An 18,523-nucleotide genomic window follows, 5' to 3' on the forward strand; every position below is an offset into this window, starting at 1 on the left:
TCAGCGATTACGACAGGGAGCATCGTTGATCATCGTGTCATTATGCTTGCAGTCAAGGCATAACTTCCTGGGGACACCAACGATCAGGACATATCCGGTCTAGATTGATTTTCTGAAATTATTATAATCATCTATCGGCTAACTGTCAACCAACAGAACAGGCACTTGCGCCTTGGTGAACACATTTAAACCATGTGTGCGCATGACGATTAGTTCATTGCTAAAATTTAGTGCTGTACTTTTTAGTCAAATGTCACCCGAATCACTTTGCGGTAGGTATACTGTTGTGGCGGCAAAGCTTGTTCTAACGTCACTGCGGTAGCCAACTGATAGTAAGCTGACTGTGGTAGCTGCTGCTCGATCAACAAACCACCATCACTGGCGGCTGGACCTAACTTTAAGACGCCAAGATCATCAGTCAATTCATAGGCCTGATGCGCTTGACTAATTTCCAAGTTAAATCCATTTTTAACTGGTGCCGGTGCAGTAATTTGGTTACCCCACGGGAATAAAGTCGTTTGACCATTATTGGCCAGATATTCCCATTCAGCTGGTGTAGTTAAATCAAAACCGCGCTTTTCCACCTGTTGCTTTAATTGACCATAAGTAGTTGGTACTAACTCACAGACCTGATAGTTAATACCGTCGCTGAGCAACCGTAAGCTTAAGTGTTCCGTTAATTGTGCCGCCACCGCATTGGTCACAAACGGATTTAAGGCCTCCGCTTTGGGTTGCAATGCTGTCATTAATTCACGTCGATACTTGTGAAAAAGACTTTGATCACCAGTAAAGCGGCCAGTCACACTTTGATACAACCCACGAACTTGCTGATCAGCGGGTAACGCTCGTTCAGCAACCAGCAGCGGTGCCAAAGTTGCTTCACGCGGCGTACTAGTGAAACGTTCCACGTATTGTTGTACCGCTGCTAAATCAGCTAATTTGCTAGGGTTTTGCTTAGCGACCGCCTGAAAAGCTGCCCAGTCCAGTGACGCCCCTTCATTTGTCCAACCTACAGTGATCAATTCCTGGCCAGGGATAAAAATGAAACGCTCACCTTGAATCCAAGTCGCTAAAGTAGTCAAGCGCTCACCGCCAATGCTGAAACTAACAAAATCAGTTTGGCCGATCTGCAACAGTGGATTGACGTAATACAATAAAATTTGGTTAAACAGTTCGCGCTGCTGTTCACGTTCCAGTTGGCGCCAATTAGCTAACATTAAACTTTCTTGCATATTCATTATTGTGGCCCTCCACCTAGCAAATTTTAACGATTAGCATCGCGATTTTTACGTTTTTGTTCGCGCAAACCTTCGCGCATCTTAACCCGTCGCTTATACCATTCATCCTTATCAATTGCCGCCTTGATCCGTTTCTTGTAACCTGGTTTATGTTGCTTCTTTTGTTTCTTCACTAAGCCGACCATAGTTGGATCCAAAGCCTGTTTAGTTTTCTCACGTTTAGCCCGGCGATTACGATCATAGCCATCCACTAATTGACCATTTTTCAATTGTTTAGGTTCAAAAGTGATCCCTAACTTTTCTAGTTCAGTAATTTGTTTTTCCTGCCCTGGTTCATATAACGTGATTGCAATCCCTGACAACCCATTACGACCAGTACGGCCAACACGATGAATAAAGAATTCTTGATCAGCCGGCAGTTCAGTATTGATAACATGCGAAATGCCGGCAATGTCGATCCCACGTGACGCTAAATCAGTGGCAACCACGTACTGAAAATCAAGATTCTGAATCTGACGCATGGTCTTTTTCCGATCACGTGGTGATAAACTACCTGAGATTTTAGCTACTTTTAGCCCTTGTTTCATCAAATAGTCAGCAATTTCGTCAACTCGTCGCTTAGTATTGGCAAATATCAAGGCCAGATACGGATTACTATCTTTAACCAATTGGTAAATTAATTGATTTTTATCTTTACCCTGCGTCGACACCAAGTAGTTACTAATCGTAGGACTGATGATTGTGTCCGTTGGAATTTCTTCGATAACTGGCGCATTCATATATTTACGCAAGAATGGTTCTAACTTTTGTGGAATTGTCGCTGAGAAAACCATCATCTGTAAGTCAGCTGGAAAAGTTGCCGCAATTTTGTCGACTTCATTTAAGAAGCCCATATCTAGCGTCATATCTGCTTCATCGACTACAAACGTTGTAGCCGTGTAGCTTTTTAGTGCTTTGCTATTGATCAAATCTAGAATTCGACCTGGTGTTCCGATAATGATTTGTGGTTGATGATGATGCAACTTATCAATTTGGCGTTGTTTATCCGTGCCCCCAACGTAATGTTGTACGTTGATCGGTTCTGGGCTAAACTTAGCAATTTGCTCCGCTGCCTGATAAATTTGTTCCGCTAATTCACGACTTGGCGCCGTAATTACAGCTTGTACTTCATGATTTTTTTCTTGTAATTGGTTAAAAATTGGAATCAAAAAAGCGTGGGTTTTACCACTACCCGTTTGAGATTGGCCAACCACACTTTTGCCAGCTTGAATCACTGGAATTAACTTGGTTTGCACTGGAGTCGGTTGAATAAAGCGAATATCCGCCAATGCTTGCAGAATATACGGCTTCAATTTGAAGTCTTTAAATGTACTCATAACTACCTCTTCTATTTATTATTTTGCACGAGTTGATCAAGTTCTGTAATAATGGCCTTGATTTCAGCCTCACTGTAGGCCCGCGCACCACTAGCTAATGGATGTCCACCACCATCGTGAGCCTTAGCTAATTCATTGACAATTGGCGCTTTTGAACGCAGATGTACCCGATAATTATTTGGTGCCTGTTCAACAAAAATTGCCCAGGCCTGAGCAGCCGCAAGTTTACCAGGTAATGAAACTACCGCATGTGCTTGCGCAACGCTAATTTGCAATGCGGTTAAAGTTTCTGCTGATAAAACAACATAAGCCGCGCCACTAGGCAAAATTGTCATGTGGGCCAAGACGTACCCTGATAGGCGGGCTTGTTCTGGCGTCAACGTATCTAGATTTTGGTTGACCAAGGTCTGATCAAAATCTTGCTTAATTAGGTCCGCTGCAACGTTAAGTGTGTGTGCACTGGTGCTGTTATACATAAAACGACCAGTATCACCAACGATTCCAGCGTATAGTAACCGTGCTGCTGCCGCAGAAAGATGCAGTTCTTTACTCGACGCTTGCAAGTCAAATATTAATTCGGCGGTACTAGAAGCATCAGGCTCAACTAACTGTATATCGCCATATGCGTCATCATTGGGATGGTGATCAATTTTGATCAATGCCTGCCCTTGATTAAAGCGCTGATCATCGATTCGTGGCGTATTAGCCGTATCGGTAACAATCACTAGCGCTGACTTATAAGTCGCATCAGTGACTTGATCCATCGTTGCTAACCAGTCTAACCCTTCAGTGTTCATACCAACCGTATAAACTTTTTTAGCCGGAAAACTAGCCCGAATAATTTCAGCTAAACCGACCTGTGAACCCAATGCGTCTGGATCTGCCTTTTCATGACGGTGAATAATGATTGTATCATACGCCTTGATCTGAGCAATGATTTGTTGTTGTAATTCTGATTTTTGCATATTTATTTTCCTCGATGTCCTTCTAAAAGTTGGCAAACAACAATGGCTTTGGCAACAAGTCCACCGGCTTGCTGCACGTTAACGTCTAGCTTAGCCGAATGACGCCCACTTTCCATAATTACAGGTGTGATTGTCAGTTCAGTATCTAATTGAATCAAACGTAAATAATGAAGATCCACCTGATCAATGGTTGATGGCCGATTCATTTTGGTGACTAATAGTCGCTGACAAGCATTGACGACCAATTCACTTAAAACACCAAATGAAATCGTACCGAGCTGATTGATCATTTGCGGACTGACGACCAATTGATAGACGCCACCAATGGTTTCCTTCAAATTACTAACAACTTGATCGTAAAATGTATCGTTTAACTGGACTGGTTCACGATGACTGTCTAAGGTCGCCATAACGTCCTGGCGACTGATGATACCTAATAAGTGTAAACGGCTATCTACGACTGGAATCAATTCATACCCATCGTACACCATCATATGGCTAACACTAGCCAAGCTGGTGGTTTCATTGACAGTAGCGGGTGTCGCCGTCATCACCTTATCTAAGGTTGTCTGACCACTGTAATCAAAAATATCTTTACTTGTAACCACCCCAACTAACTGTTGCCGTTGTGTGATCACTGGAAAGCGCGAATGATCGGTATTACGATTCAATCGTTTATAATCCGCCACGGTTTGCCGACTATATAGATACTTGGTTTGTGCTAACGGAATATAAATATCAGCAACGGTGGCAATCTTGTGTTTAATAGCTTGGTCAGCTAACGCCCGATTGATCAAACTAGCTACCGTATAGGTGTCAAACGGCGTCATCAAAACCGGTAATGCCTTTTGATTCGCTAATTCGATAATTTCCGGACTAGCACCTAAGCCACCAGTAATTAACACGGCAGCACCATTTTCCAGCGCTAAACGTTGGATTTCCTCACGATTACCAACGATCAAAAGTGAATCCTTAGTGATGTAAGGTACCATCCGATCCCCTGTCATTGCGCCAATTAAAAAACGGTGTAGTACCTTGTTTAATCCAGCTTCACCACCTAAAATAACGCCATTGATAATCTGGATCAACGCATGGTAATTCAACGTTTCTAATTGTGCTGGCGGCATTGGATCAACGCGCACAGTCCCAACACGCTCAATTGTTGACACATATCCACGCGTTTCTGCCGTTTTAATTGCCTGATAGGCAGTCCCTTCGCTAATACCTAAATCGTGTGCTAATCCACGCACCGAGATTCGCTCACCAATTTTTAGCGCTTTAATATGTTGTACGCCTTGCTCCCGCTTTGATGCCATCCGTTACCCTCCGTTAAACCACATGTTTCCGCTTATAATCGAACTCAAGTATACCGGTTTTTACACTAAATTACAAAGTTACCGTGGGTTACTCTTTTTGCTGTAAACGTTCAAATAACGGTAAACTAATTTCTTCAAACGTCAATGGATCCAAGGTTGTCACTGTGATCCCCAACAAGCGTACACCTTTAGCCAAACTACCACTTTCATCCCATAACTGCTGGGCGTAAAAAGCAATCGTCGACTCCGTTGCAACATAGTCATTTAATGTCAGCCGCTTAGTCGTTGTTTCAAAATCACGATTACGCCATTTTAGTACAATTGTTTTTCCGTGCTTCTGCGTTTTAGCCAAGTTTTTTGCTACGCCACGGGCCAAACCGCGCAATTCAGTTTCAACTTGAGTTTCACTGGTCAAAGGCTGACCAAAAGTTTCTTCACGACCCACTGATTTACGTTGCCGCTGGTATTCCACTGGTCGTAGGTCAACACCGTGTACATGGTGGTAAAGTTGATCACCCATCTTACCAAAACGTTGGATCAAGTCAAACTCCGTCAATTGTTGCAGATCGGCACCAGTATAGATATCCAGCTCATGTAACTTAGGAACTGTCTTTTTACCGACGCCGTGGAACTTTTCAATTGGTAGATCCTGTAAAAAAGTTAATGCCTGTTCTGGCATGATCACCGTAGTTCCAGCTGGTTTGCGATAATTAGAAGCCATTTTTGCTAAAAATTTATTATAAGACACGCCAGTCGAACTAGTGAGTTGCGTGACTTGTTTAATTTCTGTTTGAATCTTGCGTGCCAATAACACTGCACTAGCTAAATCAGCCTTATTAGCCGTCACATCCAAATAAGCTTCATCTAAGGCTACGTATTCAATGATATCTGTATATTGTTTAAAAACCGTATGCACTTGTTCAGAGACGCTACGGTATAGTGTAAAATCTGGCTGTTTAAAAATTGCTTTAGGGCATAATTCTAACGCTTTTTGTGCCGCCATAGCTGAGTGCACGCCAAATTGCCGTGCGGTATAATTGGCCGTTGTCACCACACCTTTACCGCCATTATCGCTAGGGTTTCTAGCAATAATCAAGGGTTTACCTACAAATTCAGGATGTTCCCGTTCCTCGATCGATGCATAAAAAGCATCCATGTCAACATGAATGATTTTCCGTGATAGATCATTAGTTAAGGGAATCTGTAAAATACCAGTTGTTGCCATCATACCGCCCTCCTTTGTGGCTTTACGCTACTGAATATTGTACCGCAATACAGTAAATTTTAACTAATTGAACACTGATTGAAGTTTCTAATCTACCTGAACGACGCAAAAAGCCCATCCAAGAATTAATTTTTCAGTTAATTCTGGATGAGTTTTATTTAAGCCAATTTAAGTTTCATTGTAACCCGCAACCCGTTCAAGCGCTCCCTATTCTTCTGGTGTTGCTTGTGCTGGGCCAAAAATCCAATGACGACCATCACGCGCCAATAATTCATCAGCAGCCTTAGGACCCATTGAACCACTGAGATAGTTTGGAAAATCAGTTGGTTTGGTTTCTGCCCAAACTTTTTCGATGACATCCGCGAATTTCCAAGTTTGCGATAATTCATCCCAATGCGTGAAGTTCGTTGAATCGCCATTTAAAGCATCTAGCAACAAACGTTCATAAGCCTCTGGACTATTGCCAGCTGCTGCTGCGCTATGCCGGAAATCAAGATCAACTGGGCGTGTAGCAAAGCCTTGACCTAAGCGTTTAGCATTAACGCGCAAGCCAAAACCTTCCGTTGGCTCAACATAAATCGTCAGTACATTATCGCCTAGCTTATCACCATCACTAACGGTATTGAAAATATTCATTGGTAATTGCTTGAATACAACATCGACCCGCGTCGCTTTTTTCGCCAAACGTTTACCAGTGCGCACATAAAAAGGTACACCGGCCCAACGATAGTTTTCAAATTCCATTTTACCAGCAACAAACGTTTCAACATTAGAATCAGGTGCCACCTGTTCTGCTTCACGATAGCCCTCTAAATAAGTGCCATCAACCGTAGATGCGCCATATTGACCACGAACAAAATTGCGCCGTGCTTCTTCTGGTGTATCAATGTGCAAACTGCGCAACACCTTGATTTTTTCATGGCGGATATCAGTAGCTGAAAATGAAACTGGTGGTTCCATTGCTAACAACGTCGCAATTTGTGAAATATGGTTCTGCACCATATCGCGCATTGCCCCTGCTGTTTCATAATAACCAGCGCGCTCTTCAACCCCTAATGCTTCACTTAAGGTAATTTGGATGTTATCGATGTACCGATTATTCCACAACGATTCAATAATATTATTACCAAAACGAATTGCTGAAATATTTTGTACCATTTCTTTACCTAAGTAATGGTCAATCCGATAAATCTGATTTTCAGCAAACGATGCCCGAATTTGTTCGTTCAAATCTTCAGCACTTCGGTAATCATGCCCAAATGGTTTTTCAATAATCAAACGATTAAAACCATTTTCAGTTAGAATATGTTCCGACTTTAAGTGCTTCGCAATCGTGCCAAAGAAATTGGGTGACATTGCCATATAATAAAGTCGATTATTTTGTAGATCATACTTCTGGTCCAATTTTTGAGCTAAGTTTTCCAGCACAACATAGTGTTCGGCGTTAGTGACATCATGTGATTGATAATAAAAATGACTCGCAAAAGCAGCTACTTGTTCATCAGTTGCCTGTAAATCACTTAAAGAATCGGTCACGATTTGATGATAATGTTCATCAGTCCAAGGCCGCCGTGCAGTGCCAATTACCGCAAAATGTTGGTCTAAATAGCCCTTCTGATAAAGCCGGAATAACGACGGATATAATTTTCGCCGGGCTAAATCGCCGGAGCCACCAAAAATGATAAATAAAGCTACTTTCTCGTTTTGCATGCCTGACACCACTTCCGTTATTTTTTATACTAGCGTATCGCAAAAAACAATTTTTTCACATTCAATTATTAAAACTAAATAATATTATTTTAAAATACTTCCTAATTGTACCCATTCATTTCGCCAACAGCAAGCCAAGTAGCTGAAAAATTTTTACACAAAAAAAGTAGCCGATAATCGGCTACTTTTCATGGTTAATCAGTTTCAACACCTTTACCGTCATATTCACGGATCAAAATCTCTTTCAATTCGCTGATCAATGGTTCCTTAGGGTTAGCTGGGGTACATTGATCTTCAAAAGCTAATTCAGCTAACTTATCAACAGTATGATCAAAGTGTGATTTTTCAACTTTGTTAGCTTTCAAGCTCAAAGTAACATCAACTGAATGTGCTAAATCGATGAAAGCTTGAACTAAGGCTTCCTTCAATTCTTCGTCCGTATTTCCTTTTAAGCCAAGGAAACGCGCAATGTCCGCATAATCTTGTAAAGCCGTGAAGTGTGAATACTTAGGCCACATTGCAATTTTGGTTGGAACGGTCGCATTGTAGCGAACAACTTGGGGATAAGTGATAGCAATGGCCAGTCCGTGTGGTAAGTTAAACTCACCACCGAGTTTGTGGGCAATCGAGTGATTGATTCCTAGGTAAGCACTGGCAAAAGCCATCCCGGCCATAGTTGCAGCATCGTGCATTTTTTGCCGAGCTTCCTTGTTGCCGTCATAAGAAGCTTTCAAATTATTGAAGGCTAGCTTCAAGGATTGTAGGGCCCAACCACGCGTGTAGTCAGATGACATTACGGAAACATAAGCCTCAGTTGCATGGGTGATAGCGTCTAAGCCAGTCCAAGCGGTCGTACGCTTTGGTACCGTTTCAACAAATTGTGAATCAACAATAGCAATATCTGGTTGCATTGCGTAGTCAGTGATTGGATATTTGACGTGTGTCTTAGAATCGGTAATAACGGCGTATGGTGTCACCTCAGAACCAGTCCCAGAAGTTGTTGGAATCCCAATATACTTCGCTTTATTCGGTACAGGTACCCGGTAAGTCCGTTTGCGGATATCCAAGAATTTCTGTTTAGCACCGAAGAAAGAAGTTTCTGGATGTTCATACATCAACCACATGAACTTCCCAGCATCCATCGCAGAGCCACCACCTAAAGCGATGATTGTATCTGGCTTGAAGGCATCCATTCGTGCAACCCCTTTGTAAACTGTATCAGTTGATGGGTTAGGTTCAACATCCGAGAAAATATCGATTTCAACTTGATTAGGACGTTTGCGTAAAACATCCAACACGCGATCAGAATAGCCAAATTCAACCATCCCAGGATCACAGACTAGGAAAACCCGCTTAATGCCTTCCATGTGCTCCAAGTAACGCACTGAATTGCGTTCGAAGTAAACTTTTGGGGGTAGCTTGACCCACTGCATATTATTACGGCGTTTAGCGACCGTTTTAATATTGATCATATCCATATCAGAAACATTATGCGAAATGGAGTTTTTGCCGTATGAGCCAGTCCCTAAAGTTAGGGATGGGGCCATATTGTTGTAAATATTACCAATCCCACCTAAAGCAGATGGTGAGTTGACCAAGATCCGGCAAGCTAACATGTCCATGCCAAACTTTTTAACTAAGTCTTCATCACGTGTGTGAATTGATGCGGTATGGCCTAAGCCACCAAACTCAAGCAAGGCTTTAGCTCGTGCAAATGCATCTTCATGATTTTGCGCTTTATACAAAGACAAGACTGGCGATAACTTTTCACGTGATAGTGGGTATTTGGGCCCAACACCATCAATTTCAGCAATCAATACCTTGGTATCTTTTGCCACCTCAATACCAGCTAGTTTAGCAATATCGTAAGCTGACTTGCCGGCGATCGGTCCTTTAACGCCGCCACGTTTAGCATCAAACATTGCGTCCCCTAAAGCCTTCAATTCAGTTGGTTTAACAAAGTAACAATTCCAATACTTCAGTTCAGCCTTAACTTCAGCGTAAATTTCTTGATCCACGATTGCACTGTTTTCGGAGGCACAAACCATCCCGTTATCAAATGTCTTTGATAATACGATATCGTTAACTGCTTGCTTAATGTCCGCCGTTTTTTCAATGTAGGCTGGCCCATTACCAGGACCAACACCCAAGGCAGGATTACCACTGGAATAAGCGGCTTTGACCATGCCTGGTCCACCAGTAGCTAAGATAGTCGCTATATCAGGATGATGCATTAAAGCACCAGTCGCTTCAATACTTGGGTCAGCGATCCATTGAATACAATCGGCAGGGGCACCAGCACTAATTGCCGCATCCAACAGAATTTGCGCTGTACGAACACAGGATTTTTGTGCTTGGGGATGGAAACCAAAGATAATCGTATTGCGACCTTTTAATGAAATCAATGATTTGAAGACAACCGTTGAAGTTGGGTTTGTTACTGGCGTTACCCCAGCAATAACACCTAAAGGTTCAGCAATTTTAATAATTTGTTCTTCATCATCGTCATCAATGATGCCGACGGTTTTATCGTGGCGAATACTATTCCAAACATATTCACTCGCGTAAATATTTTTTATTGCTTTATCCTCGACGATCCCACGATGAGTTTCATCGACAGCCATTTTGGCTAATTCCATATGGTGATCTAGGGCAGCAAGCGCCATTGCTTCACCAATCGCATCTACCTTTTCTTGTGTAAAAGTAGACATAGTTGCTAGTGCCTTTTGCGATTTTTTAACTAAACCATCAATAACTTGTTCAACGGAAATACCTTTATCTTCGACTTTGTTCTCGCTTTTTGTTTGTTTTAGCATCATGTATTACTCCATTTCTCAGGTTTAATTTAGTTGTTATTTATTTCACAAGGTAATAGTACTACGAAACAAAAAATTTGTAAAGTGTTTTTATTATTTTAAAAAAAGTCTCCGTTAAGCGCTTTCACAAACGCCGATTATGGCCTTTCCTGAAAACAACACATATTTTGCATGAAAACTTTTTGTGAATTTAATAACAATGGACGATGTAACTTGAAAAATCAAACAACAAGACCAGCGCTTTGAACTAATTACCTCCTTATTTTAATGATTTTAAAAAATGAGTAGTCTTAATAAACGACGTACAACCAGCATACCATGAAAGCGGCGTCATTGGCAGTTGAATACTCAGTAAAATTATGTAAAAAAAAACGCCGAACTTAATTGTCCGTACGCTTAGTCAAACTTTATTTTTCAGTCTTATCGTCAGCTGGCTTCTCGTCAGTAGCAGTCTTATCGCTATCAGCGATATGGTTAGCATCTTCAGCTGATTCAACGCCAGTATCAGTATTGGCATCACTGTCATTACTAGTTGGTGCTACTGGTGTTGTACTTTTCTTATCCACCCGGCCAATTGCGCGCAGGTCAAAAGTAAGATAAACCCCTTCGATATCGAGTTCAACCGTTTGGGCTTGCTTGTCGATACTGTTGATCACACCGTGTAAACCACCAATAGTAACAATGGCATCACCCTTATCCATGCCACCCATCATTTCTTTTTTCTTCTCTTGGGCTTTACGTTGTGGGCGAATCATCATAAAATACATCAAAGCAAACAAAACAACAATCATTAAAATCGAAGTTAGACCACTACCACCTGCAGCGGCTAATACAAAATCACTCATCAAATAGACACCTCAATCATTAATATAAACTACCCTACAAGCGTACCAGACTTATTATAAGACTTCCAGCAAAAACTAAAAATTACGCGCATTTTTTTGATTAAAACCATAACTTTCAAAGAAAGCTTCACGAAATTCTAATAAGTTATCGTCCATAATCGCCTGACGGACTTGTTGCATCAAATGTAGTAAGAAATACAAATTATGATAACTGGTCAAATGAATACCGAAGATCTCATCGGCTTTGATCAAATGGCGAATATAAGCGCGACTATAATTACGGCAAGCATAGCAGTCACAATTATCGTCTAACGGACCAAAATCATGGGCGTATTTAGCGTTTTTAACCACTAAGCGACCATGGCTGGTCATTACTGTCCCATTACGCGCAATTCGGGTCGGTAAAACACAATCAAACATATCAATACCGCGAATCGCACCATCGATCAGCGCATCTGCTGAACCAACACCCATTAGATACCGTGGCTTATTCTCCGGCAGCAACGGTGTGGTGAAATCCAGCACGTGGTTCATTTCTGCCTTGGATTCACCTACGGATAAGCCACCGATCGAATAGCCAGGAAAATCAAGACTAACCAAATCACGGGCACTTTGTTCACGTAGATCCTTGAACCCAGCCCCCTGCACAATACCAAATAAGCCTTGTGTTGCTGGATTACGGTGAGCCTTGAGTCCACGTTCTGCCCAGCGGCTAGTACGCGCAACTGATTTTTTTACGTAGTCATAACTTTCAAAAAATGGTGGACATTCGTCTAAGCTCATCATAATATCAGGGCCAAGATCATTTTCGATTTGCATCGCTTTTTCCGGAGATAAAAACATCTTTGCGCCATTTAAATGGTTTTTAAAATGGACGCCTTCTTCAGTAATATCACGCATTTTGGCTAATGAAAAAACTTGGAAGCCCCCAGAATCAGTTAAAACGCCCTTATCCCAGTTCATAAATTTGTGCAAACCGCCAGCTTCCTTAACGATTTCCTCGCCGGGCCGTAACCACATATGATAGGTGTTGGCTAGGATAATATTGGCACCCATCTTATCCAATTCCTCTGGTGCCATTGTTTTAACTGAAGCGTTAGTGCCAACTGGCATAAACATTGGCGTAGGGAAAGTCCCGTGTGGCGTGATGATTTCACCTAAGCGCGCGCCAGTATGCTTCTCTTTTTTGATCAAGTGATATTTAATTGCAGGTTCCATAAAAAGCTCCTTATTCACGTTTATTTACTGATCCATTTTTTAAAGACAACTGTCATATTTTAACATGCTCGGCTAAAAGCGCAAGTGAACTGTCCGACCTCTTAGTACACTATTTTTTGTAAGCGCTTAGCAGATGTGGTAAAATGCAAGTGTGGTGTGAAACTTACGTAAGTTTCAACGTTATCGCTTTATAAAATCTATATCCTACTTTCGAATAAATGATTATTTAGTATTTCTCCATTAGCTTGTGATGCTTTCGCGTGTTTGAAGTTCGCTAGATTTAATTTTCCAATTGCGTAACGGTTTTTGTATCACCCCGCGTAATTTAATTACGTTAAACAAAATCTTATGTGAGTTCGCACCACATAAAAAAGCGCTGAGCTTAATTGTTCAGCGCCTTTTTATTATTTAATAAACATTGCATCGCCGAAGCTAAAGAAACGATAGCGTTCGTCAATTGCGTGTTGATAGGCATTCAAAATATTATCGCGTCCGGTAAAAGCAGCAACTAACATCACTAAAGTTGATTTTGGTAAATGGAAATTAGTAATGAAAGCATTGACCACACGCCATTGATAACCAGGTTTAATGAAAATATCAGTCCAGCCACTGTCTGGCTTAATTTCACCGTCAAATTTTGTACCAATAGTTTCCAACGTACGAATCGAGGTGGTCCCAGTTGCAATAATACGACCGCCATTTTTACGTACTTCGTTTAACTCATCAGCTGCTTCTGGTGTTAAACGATAGAATTCACTGTGCATTTTGTGATCATCAATATCATCTTCATCCACTGGCCGGAAGGTTCCTAGCCCAACGTGTAAGGTTAAATAAACCAATTTAACCCCTTTAGCTTCAGCCTTAGCCAATAATTCTTTTGTCCAATGTAGACCGGCAGTTGGTGCTGCCGCTGAACCATTTTCTTTGGCGTAAACGGTTTGATACATTTCTGGATCGTCTAATTTGGCTTTGATATAAGGTGGTAATGGGGTTTCGCCTAATTGTTCCAAAATCTCCATAAAAATACCGTCATAATGGAATTCGATCATCCGACCGCCATGTTCCAATTCTTCAGTAACTGTGGCCGTTAACTGACCATCACCAAAAACAACTTCAGTCCCCACTTTAGCGCGCCGAGCTGGCTTCATCAAAGTTTCCCATTTATCGCCTTCTGTATTGTTTAACAGTAAAACTTCTTCGTGGCCACCAGTATCAGGCTTAACACCATATAAGCGTGCTGGCATAACTCGCGTATCGTTCATCACAACAGCATCCCCAGCATGTAATTCATCCAAAATGTCATAAAAGTGCTTATCCTGCAAAGCACCGGTTTCGTGGTCAAGCACTAACATCCGTGAAGCATCACGTTCTTTAAGCGGTGTTTGCGCAATTAATTCATGTGGTAAATTATAATCAAAATCAGATAACGATAATCCCATTATTTGTCAGGTTCCCTTCACAATTAAACTAGTTTACTTTTTTATTAAATGGTATCCCTAAATGCGCATACGCTTGCGGCGTTACAACACGCCCTCGCGGTGTACGTTTGAGAAAACCAATTTGTAATAGATACGGTTCGTACATTTCTTCAATGGTATCAGTTTCTTCACCGACATTAGCGGCAATTGTGCTTAGCCCGACTGGACCACCATCGTAAAAGTCGATCATAGCGCGCAATAGCTTTTGATCGACATAATCCAATCCGCGCCCATCGACCTGCAATAAGCCCAATGCCTTTTCGACGATTGGTAAATCAATTGCAGATTGTTCTGCAACTTGTGCAAAATCACGAATTCGCTTCAACAACCGATTGGCCACCCGCGGTGTACCACGCGAACGACGCGCAATTTCATGCGCACCCTCAGTCACAATCGTTGTATCAAAAATAGTTGCCGAGCGTTCGACGATTTCAGTTAAATCCTGTTCGGTATAATACGCCATATGTGCAACGATCCCGAAACGATCACGTAATGGTGCTGACAATAAGCCAGCACGCGTGGTGGCGCCAATCAAAGTAAATGGCGGTAACGGAAAATGAACTGGATGTGCAGTTGGTCCCTGGCCAATTACAATATCGACAAAAAAATCCTCCATGGCAGAATACAGCATTTCTTCCACGATTTTAGGTAGACGATGAATTTCATCAATAAATAAAACATCCCCAGGCTGCAACTCATTTAAAATTGCCACTAAATCACCCGGACGTTCAATTGCCGGCCCACTGGTGGTGCGAATGTTCACTTTTAACTCATTAGCAATCACCATAGCTAAGGTCGTTTTACCTAAACCAGGTGGCCCATAAAGTAGCACGTGATCCAAGGATTCTTCTCGCTTTTGCGCCGCTGTGATATAAACTTGTAATTCGTTTTTTACCTTATCTTGGCCAATGTATTGACGTAAGTATTGCGGTCGTAACGACTTTTCGACGCCTTCCTCACCGGCATCGGTAGTTTCAGGCGAAATCACACGATCATCTGCCATAAACACTCACCTCCAGTTTTAACGTTTCATCAATAGACGTAATGCTTCACTTAAATACGCATCCGTGCTATCAGCTGTAAATTCTTTTAAAGCTGGTCGAATTCGTTTGATTTCAGTTTCTTTATAGCCCAGCGCTTGTAGCGCCGCTAAACTTTCGCTAAGGTAATCATTGGGCTCATCAGCTGGTAAATCAATTTGTTGCTGCCCAACTAAAGCATCCGCCGACGCTAAATCACCTAGCTTACCCTTGAGGTCCAAAGTAATTTGTTGCGCCGTTTTCTTACCGACACCGGGAAACTTGGTCAAATAACCAATATCATCACCTTGAATTGCATTGATCAAACCGGCATGATCATTGTTGGCCAAAATTGCCAACGCTGATTTTGGACCAATACCAGAGACTTTGATCAACTTTTCAAATAATTGCTTTTCAGCCAGACTGGTAAAGCCAAACAAGGTCATATCATTTTCACGAATAGCCTGAAAAACATATACCCGCTGTAGCTCAGTTTCCGAGACCTGCAAACGAAACGGATTAGCTAACTGCAATTTATAGCCTACACCAGCCACTTCTAGCACAATATAAAACGGACTCACGTAGGTCACATGACCAACTAAGTATTCATACATTCAATTCACGACTCCAAATCTTTCAAATGAGTACATCTGTTCGTATTGTACCATATCTACCAGTAACTAGCGGCGGCAAAATTGCCCCAACTGTAAATCAACTCAACAAGAATAGATTATACCACTTCAAAAACTAGCCGCGCACCAAAAATAAGCTTGAACCAAAAAGATGCTCAAACTTATTTAATCACTAATTCAAATACAGATCATCACCAGCTAATAGCTGACTAACCACAGCAATTGGTAAGCCCATCACGTTGTAATAATCGCCGTTAATAGACTTGATCAATAGGCCGCCATAACCTTGAATTCCGTAGGCACCAGCTTTATCTTTGTATTCACCAGTAGCAAGGTAACGTTCAATTTGATATGGTGTTAGCGGCAAAAAAGATACGTCGGTGCGTACTACTTGTTGCTGTGCCGGCTGTTGTGGCCGCTTTAACCAAACAGCGGTATAAACTTGGTGTGTTTGTCCCTGCAACAACTGTAACGTTGTCCGCGCTATCGCTAATGATTTGGGTTTGCCAAAAATTTGTTCCTGAAAACTGACCACTGTATCTGCACTCAAAATTATGTCAGTCGGCCGTTGCGCCGCCACTGTATTCCCTTTACGCGCCGCTAATGTTAGTACATGCTGGGCTGGAGCTAGCGGCTCATTAATATGTTCAGAAACTTGTGCTGGGATACTGATAAAATCAGTGGTGATCCGCTGCAATAATTCTTGGCGCCGCGGCGAACTGGAAGCTAAAATTAAACTCATGCCATCCCTCCTCGCAAGCTAGTGTGGCTTTCCTGAATTCGACGAAACATCTTTTCCAGGTCTTTCCCGCTAAAGTGCACTAACACTGGCCGACCATGAGGACAATTGAACGGATTTTCACACTCCGGTAAACGTTGTAATAATGCCTTAGCCTGTTGCTCATCTAAATGATGATTAGCTTTGATTGCACGTTTACAACTCATCATAATCGCTGTTTGCTCACGAAATTTGGCGATACTAATTTTCTGATCATTTAAAATATAATCGATCATTTCGCGAATCGTGTCCTCTTCTTGCCCAGCTTTAAACCAAGTTGGGTGACTGCGAACAACAAAACTATTTTGACCAAATGACTCAAGTTGCAAGCCTAATTGCTGCAATAGATCCGCTTTATCACGCAAACGAAGTGCGTCACTAGCCGGATAATCTAATACCAGTGGCACCAGTAAATTCTGCTGATTTGCGCTAACTTTACCGATTTCTTGACGATAATATTCATAGTTGACCCGCTCTTGCGCCGCATGCTGATCGATGATATAAAATCCATCAGCACCTTGCGCTAGTAAATAAGTACCGTGCATTTGACCGATATAATCTAAATGCGGGAAACGTTCAACTGGTGGTTCTGTTACCGATTTTAGCGGTGTTACTGCAGCTGTTGCCGGTGTTCCCAGCGGTGGCCCCACTTGTTCGTTTTGATATTTAGCATCCCACGCTACTAACTTAGCTTGATCAGCAAAGTTGGTGACTACTTCTGGTGTCGCAACTGCTGGCGCACTAGCTAATTGTTCGGCAATTTGCGCCGTGGTATCGCTAATCGCTGCCGTACTAGTTTCCGGTGCGGCTGAATAAGTTTGCGGCCATTTAGAACTAGCTGCATTTAACGCCATTTGTAACTGATCCGCCTTGGCAGTTTTACGTGACTGCAGATTTTCGTTAGCATCGGGAATTAAATTTTCACCGGCGATCCGCGCGTAAATCGTTTTACGAATCAATTCGCCTAATTCTTCTTCCTTACCTAAGCGCACTTCTTGCTTGGCCGGGTGCACATTAACGTCAACCAACAGCGGATCCATATCAATATTTAGAACGATTACTGGAAAACGACCAACCATTAATTTTGAGCCGTAGCCAGCAATGATTGCTTTATTCAACTGAAAATTTTTGATGTAGCGGCCATTGATCATCACAGTGATGTAGCGCCGCGACGAGCGCGTTAACTCCGGTAAAGAAATAAACCCTTGCAGACGATAATCGAGGTCTTCTGCGCTGATCGCCAGCATTTTTTTAGCATTGGTCACACCATAGATTCCAGCAATTGTTTGTTGCAATTGACTGTTACCTGCTGTGCGCACCAATATATTACCATCATGACTAAGTGAAAAAGCAACTTCAGGATGACTTAGTGCTAACCGGTTGACGATATCACCGATATTAGCTAATTCAGTATTTGGTGACTTGATGTACTTCAAGCGTGCTGGGGTATTGAAAAACAGATCACTGACCGTCACGGTTGTTCCTTGACGTACTGCACTGGACTTTTCTTCGATCAGTTCGCCGCCACGAAAATGCACTCGCCGACCAACCGCGCCGCCAGTCGATGTTTCTAGCACCATATCCGCGACTGAGGCAATACTCGGTAAAGCTTCACCACGAAAACCTAGTGTCCGCACTTTAAATAGATCAGCGCGACTATGAATTTTACTAGTAGCGTGTCGTTTAAAGGCATTTAACACATCTTCATTTGCGATGCCATCGCCGTTATCAGTAATTTGAATTTTTTTCAAGCCAGCTTCAACCACAATAATATCAATTTGTGTACTATGTGCATCTAACGCATTTTCAACTAGTTCTTTGACCACTGAAGCAGGCCGCTCGATCACCTCACCAGCGGCAATCTGATTAGCCAACACTTCCGCTAGTTCATGAATTTTCGCCATGGC

14 protein-coding genes are annotated in these 18,523 nt (G+C 42.1%); all 14 read right to left on the bottom strand.

Annotated elements, in window-relative coordinates; all coding sequences use genetic code 11:
• Window positions 1-242: 242 nt before the first annotated feature.
• The 14 genes from EKM80_RS06780 to mutL all read right to left on the bottom strand — a co-directional run bounded on the left by EKM80_RS06780 (window position 243) and on the right by mutL (window position 18,520).
• Entirely contained in the window at window positions 243-1,238 is a 996-nt protein-coding gene (locus EKM80_RS06780; RefSeq protein WP_125552359.1) for a hypothetical protein, read from the bottom strand.
• A 26-nt stretch (window positions 1,239-1,264) separates the two neighbouring features.
• A complete protein-coding gene (locus EKM80_RS06785; RefSeq protein ID WP_125552360.1) occupies window positions 1,265-2,614 on the bottom strand; it encodes a DEAD/DEAH box helicase in 1,350 nt (449 codons plus the stop codon).
• An 11-nt stretch (window positions 2,615-2,625) separates the two neighbouring features.
• The gene (locus tag EKM80_RS06790) at window positions 2,626-3,579 is read right to left on the bottom strand and encodes a DHH family phosphoesterase (RefSeq protein WP_125552361.1); all 954 of its coding nucleotides are present in this window, start codon (window positions 3,577-3,579) and stop codon (window positions 2,626-2,628) included.
• Between the two features lie 2 nt (window positions 3,580-3,581).
• Complete coding sequence (locus tag EKM80_RS06795; protein WP_125552362.1) at window positions 3,582-4,895, bottom strand: DRTGG domain-containing protein; 1,314 nt, start codon at window positions 4,893-4,895, stop codon at window positions 3,582-3,584.
• A gap of 88 nt (window positions 4,896-4,983) precedes the next feature.
• Entirely contained in the window at window positions 4,984-6,120 is a 1,137-nt protein-coding gene (gene dinB, locus EKM80_RS06800; RefSeq protein ID WP_125552386.1) for a DNA polymerase IV, read from the bottom strand.
• A gap of 207 nt (window positions 6,121-6,327) precedes the next feature.
• Window positions 6,328-7,830 (bottom strand): glucose-6-phosphate dehydrogenase, encoded by a 1,503-nt coding sequence (gene zwf / locus EKM80_RS06805; RefSeq protein ID WP_125552363.1) that lies wholly within the window; start codon window positions 7,828-7,830, stop codon window positions 6,328-6,330.
• Between the two features lie 194 nt (window positions 7,831-8,024).
• The gene (adhE, locus tag EKM80_RS06810; protein ID WP_125552387.1) at window positions 8,025-10,646 is read right to left on the bottom strand and encodes a bifunctional acetaldehyde-CoA/alcohol dehydrogenase; all 2,622 of its coding nucleotides are present in this window, start codon (window positions 10,644-10,646) and stop codon (window positions 8,025-8,027) included.
• 407 nt (window positions 10,647-11,053) lie between these two features.
• Window positions 11,054-11,491, bottom strand: a complete 438-nt coding sequence (gene yajC / locus EKM80_RS06815; RefSeq protein WP_125552364.1) for a preprotein translocase subunit YajC — start codon at window positions 11,489-11,491, stop codon at window positions 11,054-11,056.
• 75 nt (window positions 11,492-11,566) lie between these two features.
• Window positions 11,567-12,709, bottom strand: a complete 1,143-nt coding sequence (gene tgt, locus EKM80_RS06820; RefSeq protein ID WP_125552365.1) for a tRNA guanosine(34) transglycosylase Tgt — start codon at window positions 12,707-12,709, stop codon at window positions 11,567-11,569.
• Window positions 12,710-13,113: 404 nt separating this feature from the next.
• Window positions 13,114-14,148, bottom strand: a complete 1,035-nt coding sequence (gene queA, locus EKM80_RS06825; RefSeq protein WP_125552366.1) for a tRNA preQ1(34) S-adenosylmethionine ribosyltransferase-isomerase QueA — start codon at window positions 14,146-14,148, stop codon at window positions 13,114-13,116.
• 28 nt (window positions 14,149-14,176) lie between these two features.
• The gene (ruvB, locus tag EKM80_RS06830; RefSeq protein WP_125552367.1) at window positions 14,177-15,190 is read right to left on the bottom strand and encodes a Holliday junction branch migration DNA helicase RuvB; all 1,014 of its coding nucleotides are present in this window, start codon (window positions 15,188-15,190) and stop codon (window positions 14,177-14,179) included.
• A gap of 18 nt (window positions 15,191-15,208) precedes the next feature.
• Window positions 15,209-15,820 (bottom strand): Holliday junction branch migration protein RuvA, encoded by a 612-nt coding sequence (gene ruvA / locus EKM80_RS06835; protein WP_125552368.1) that lies wholly within the window; start codon window positions 15,818-15,820, stop codon window positions 15,209-15,211.
• Window positions 15,821-16,010: 190 nt separating this feature from the next.
• On the bottom strand, window positions 16,011-16,580 hold the full coding sequence (locus tag EKM80_RS06840; protein WP_125552369.1) for a Maf family protein: 570 nt from the start codon (window positions 16,578-16,580) through the stop codon (window positions 16,011-16,013).
• Complete coding sequence (gene mutL, locus EKM80_RS06845; RefSeq protein ID WP_125552370.1) at window positions 16,577-18,520, bottom strand: DNA mismatch repair endonuclease MutL; 1,944 nt, start codon at window positions 18,518-18,520, stop codon at window positions 16,577-16,579. Before mutL ends, EKM80_RS06840 begins: the two co-directional genes overlap by 4 nt.
• Window positions 18,521-18,523 lie beyond the last annotated feature (3 nt).

The sequence above is a fragment of the Loigolactobacillus jiayinensis genome (genome assembly GCF_003946445.1).
GTDB classification, from domain to species: domain Bacteria; phylum Bacillota; class Bacilli; order Lactobacillales; family Lactobacillaceae; genus Loigolactobacillus; species Loigolactobacillus jiayinensis.

Excerpts from the sequence above, each read along its gene's own strand:
- EKM80_RS06780 (WP_125552359.1), bottom strand. The coding sequence starts at position 1,238 with ATGAATATGCAAGAAAGTTTAATGTTAGCTAATTGGCGCCAACTGGAA.
- EKM80_RS06785 (WP_125552360.1), bottom strand. The coding sequence starts at position 2,614 with ATGAGTACATTTAAAGACTTCAAATTGAAGCCGTATATTCTGCAAGCA.
- EKM80_RS06790 (WP_125552361.1), bottom strand. The coding sequence starts at position 3,579 with ATGCAAAAATCAGAATTACAACAACAAATCATTGCTCAGATCAAGGCG.
- EKM80_RS06795 (WP_125552362.1), bottom strand. The coding sequence starts at position 4,895 with ATGGCATCAAAGCGGGAGCAAGGCGTACAACATATTAAAGCGCTAAAA.
- dinB (WP_125552386.1), bottom strand. The coding sequence starts at position 6,120 with ATGGCAACAACTGGTATTTTACAGATTCCCTTAACTAATGATCTATCA.
- zwf (WP_125552363.1), bottom strand. The coding sequence starts at position 7,830 with ATGCAAAACGAGAAAGTAGCTTTATTTATCATTTTTGGTGGCTCCGGC.
- adhE (WP_125552387.1), bottom strand. The coding sequence starts at position 10,646 with ATGCTAAAACAAACAAAAAGCGAGAACAAAGTCGAAGATAAAGGTATT.
- yajC (WP_125552364.1), bottom strand. The coding sequence starts at position 11,491 with ATGAGTGATTTTGTATTAGCCGCTGCAGGTGGTAGTGGTCTAACTTCG.
- tgt (WP_125552365.1), bottom strand. The coding sequence starts at position 12,709 with ATGGAACCTGCAATTAAATATCACTTGATCAAAAAAGAGAAGCATACT.
- queA (WP_125552366.1), bottom strand. The coding sequence starts at position 14,148 with ATGGGATTATCGTTATCTGATTTTGATTATAATTTACCACATGAATTA.
- ruvB (WP_125552367.1), bottom strand. The coding sequence starts at position 15,190 with ATGGCAGATGATCGTGTGATTTCGCCTGAAACTACCGATGCCGGTGAG.
- ruvA (WP_125552368.1), bottom strand. The coding sequence starts at position 15,820 with ATGTATGAATACTTAGTTGGTCATGTGACCTACGTGAGTCCGTTTTAT.
- EKM80_RS06840 (WP_125552369.1), bottom strand. The coding sequence starts at position 16,580 with ATGAGTTTAATTTTAGCTTCCAGTTCGCCGCGGCGCCAAGAATTATTG.
- mutL (WP_125552370.1), bottom strand. The coding sequence starts at position 18,520 with ATGGCGAAAATTCATGAACTAGCGGAAGTGTTGGCTAATCAGATTGCC.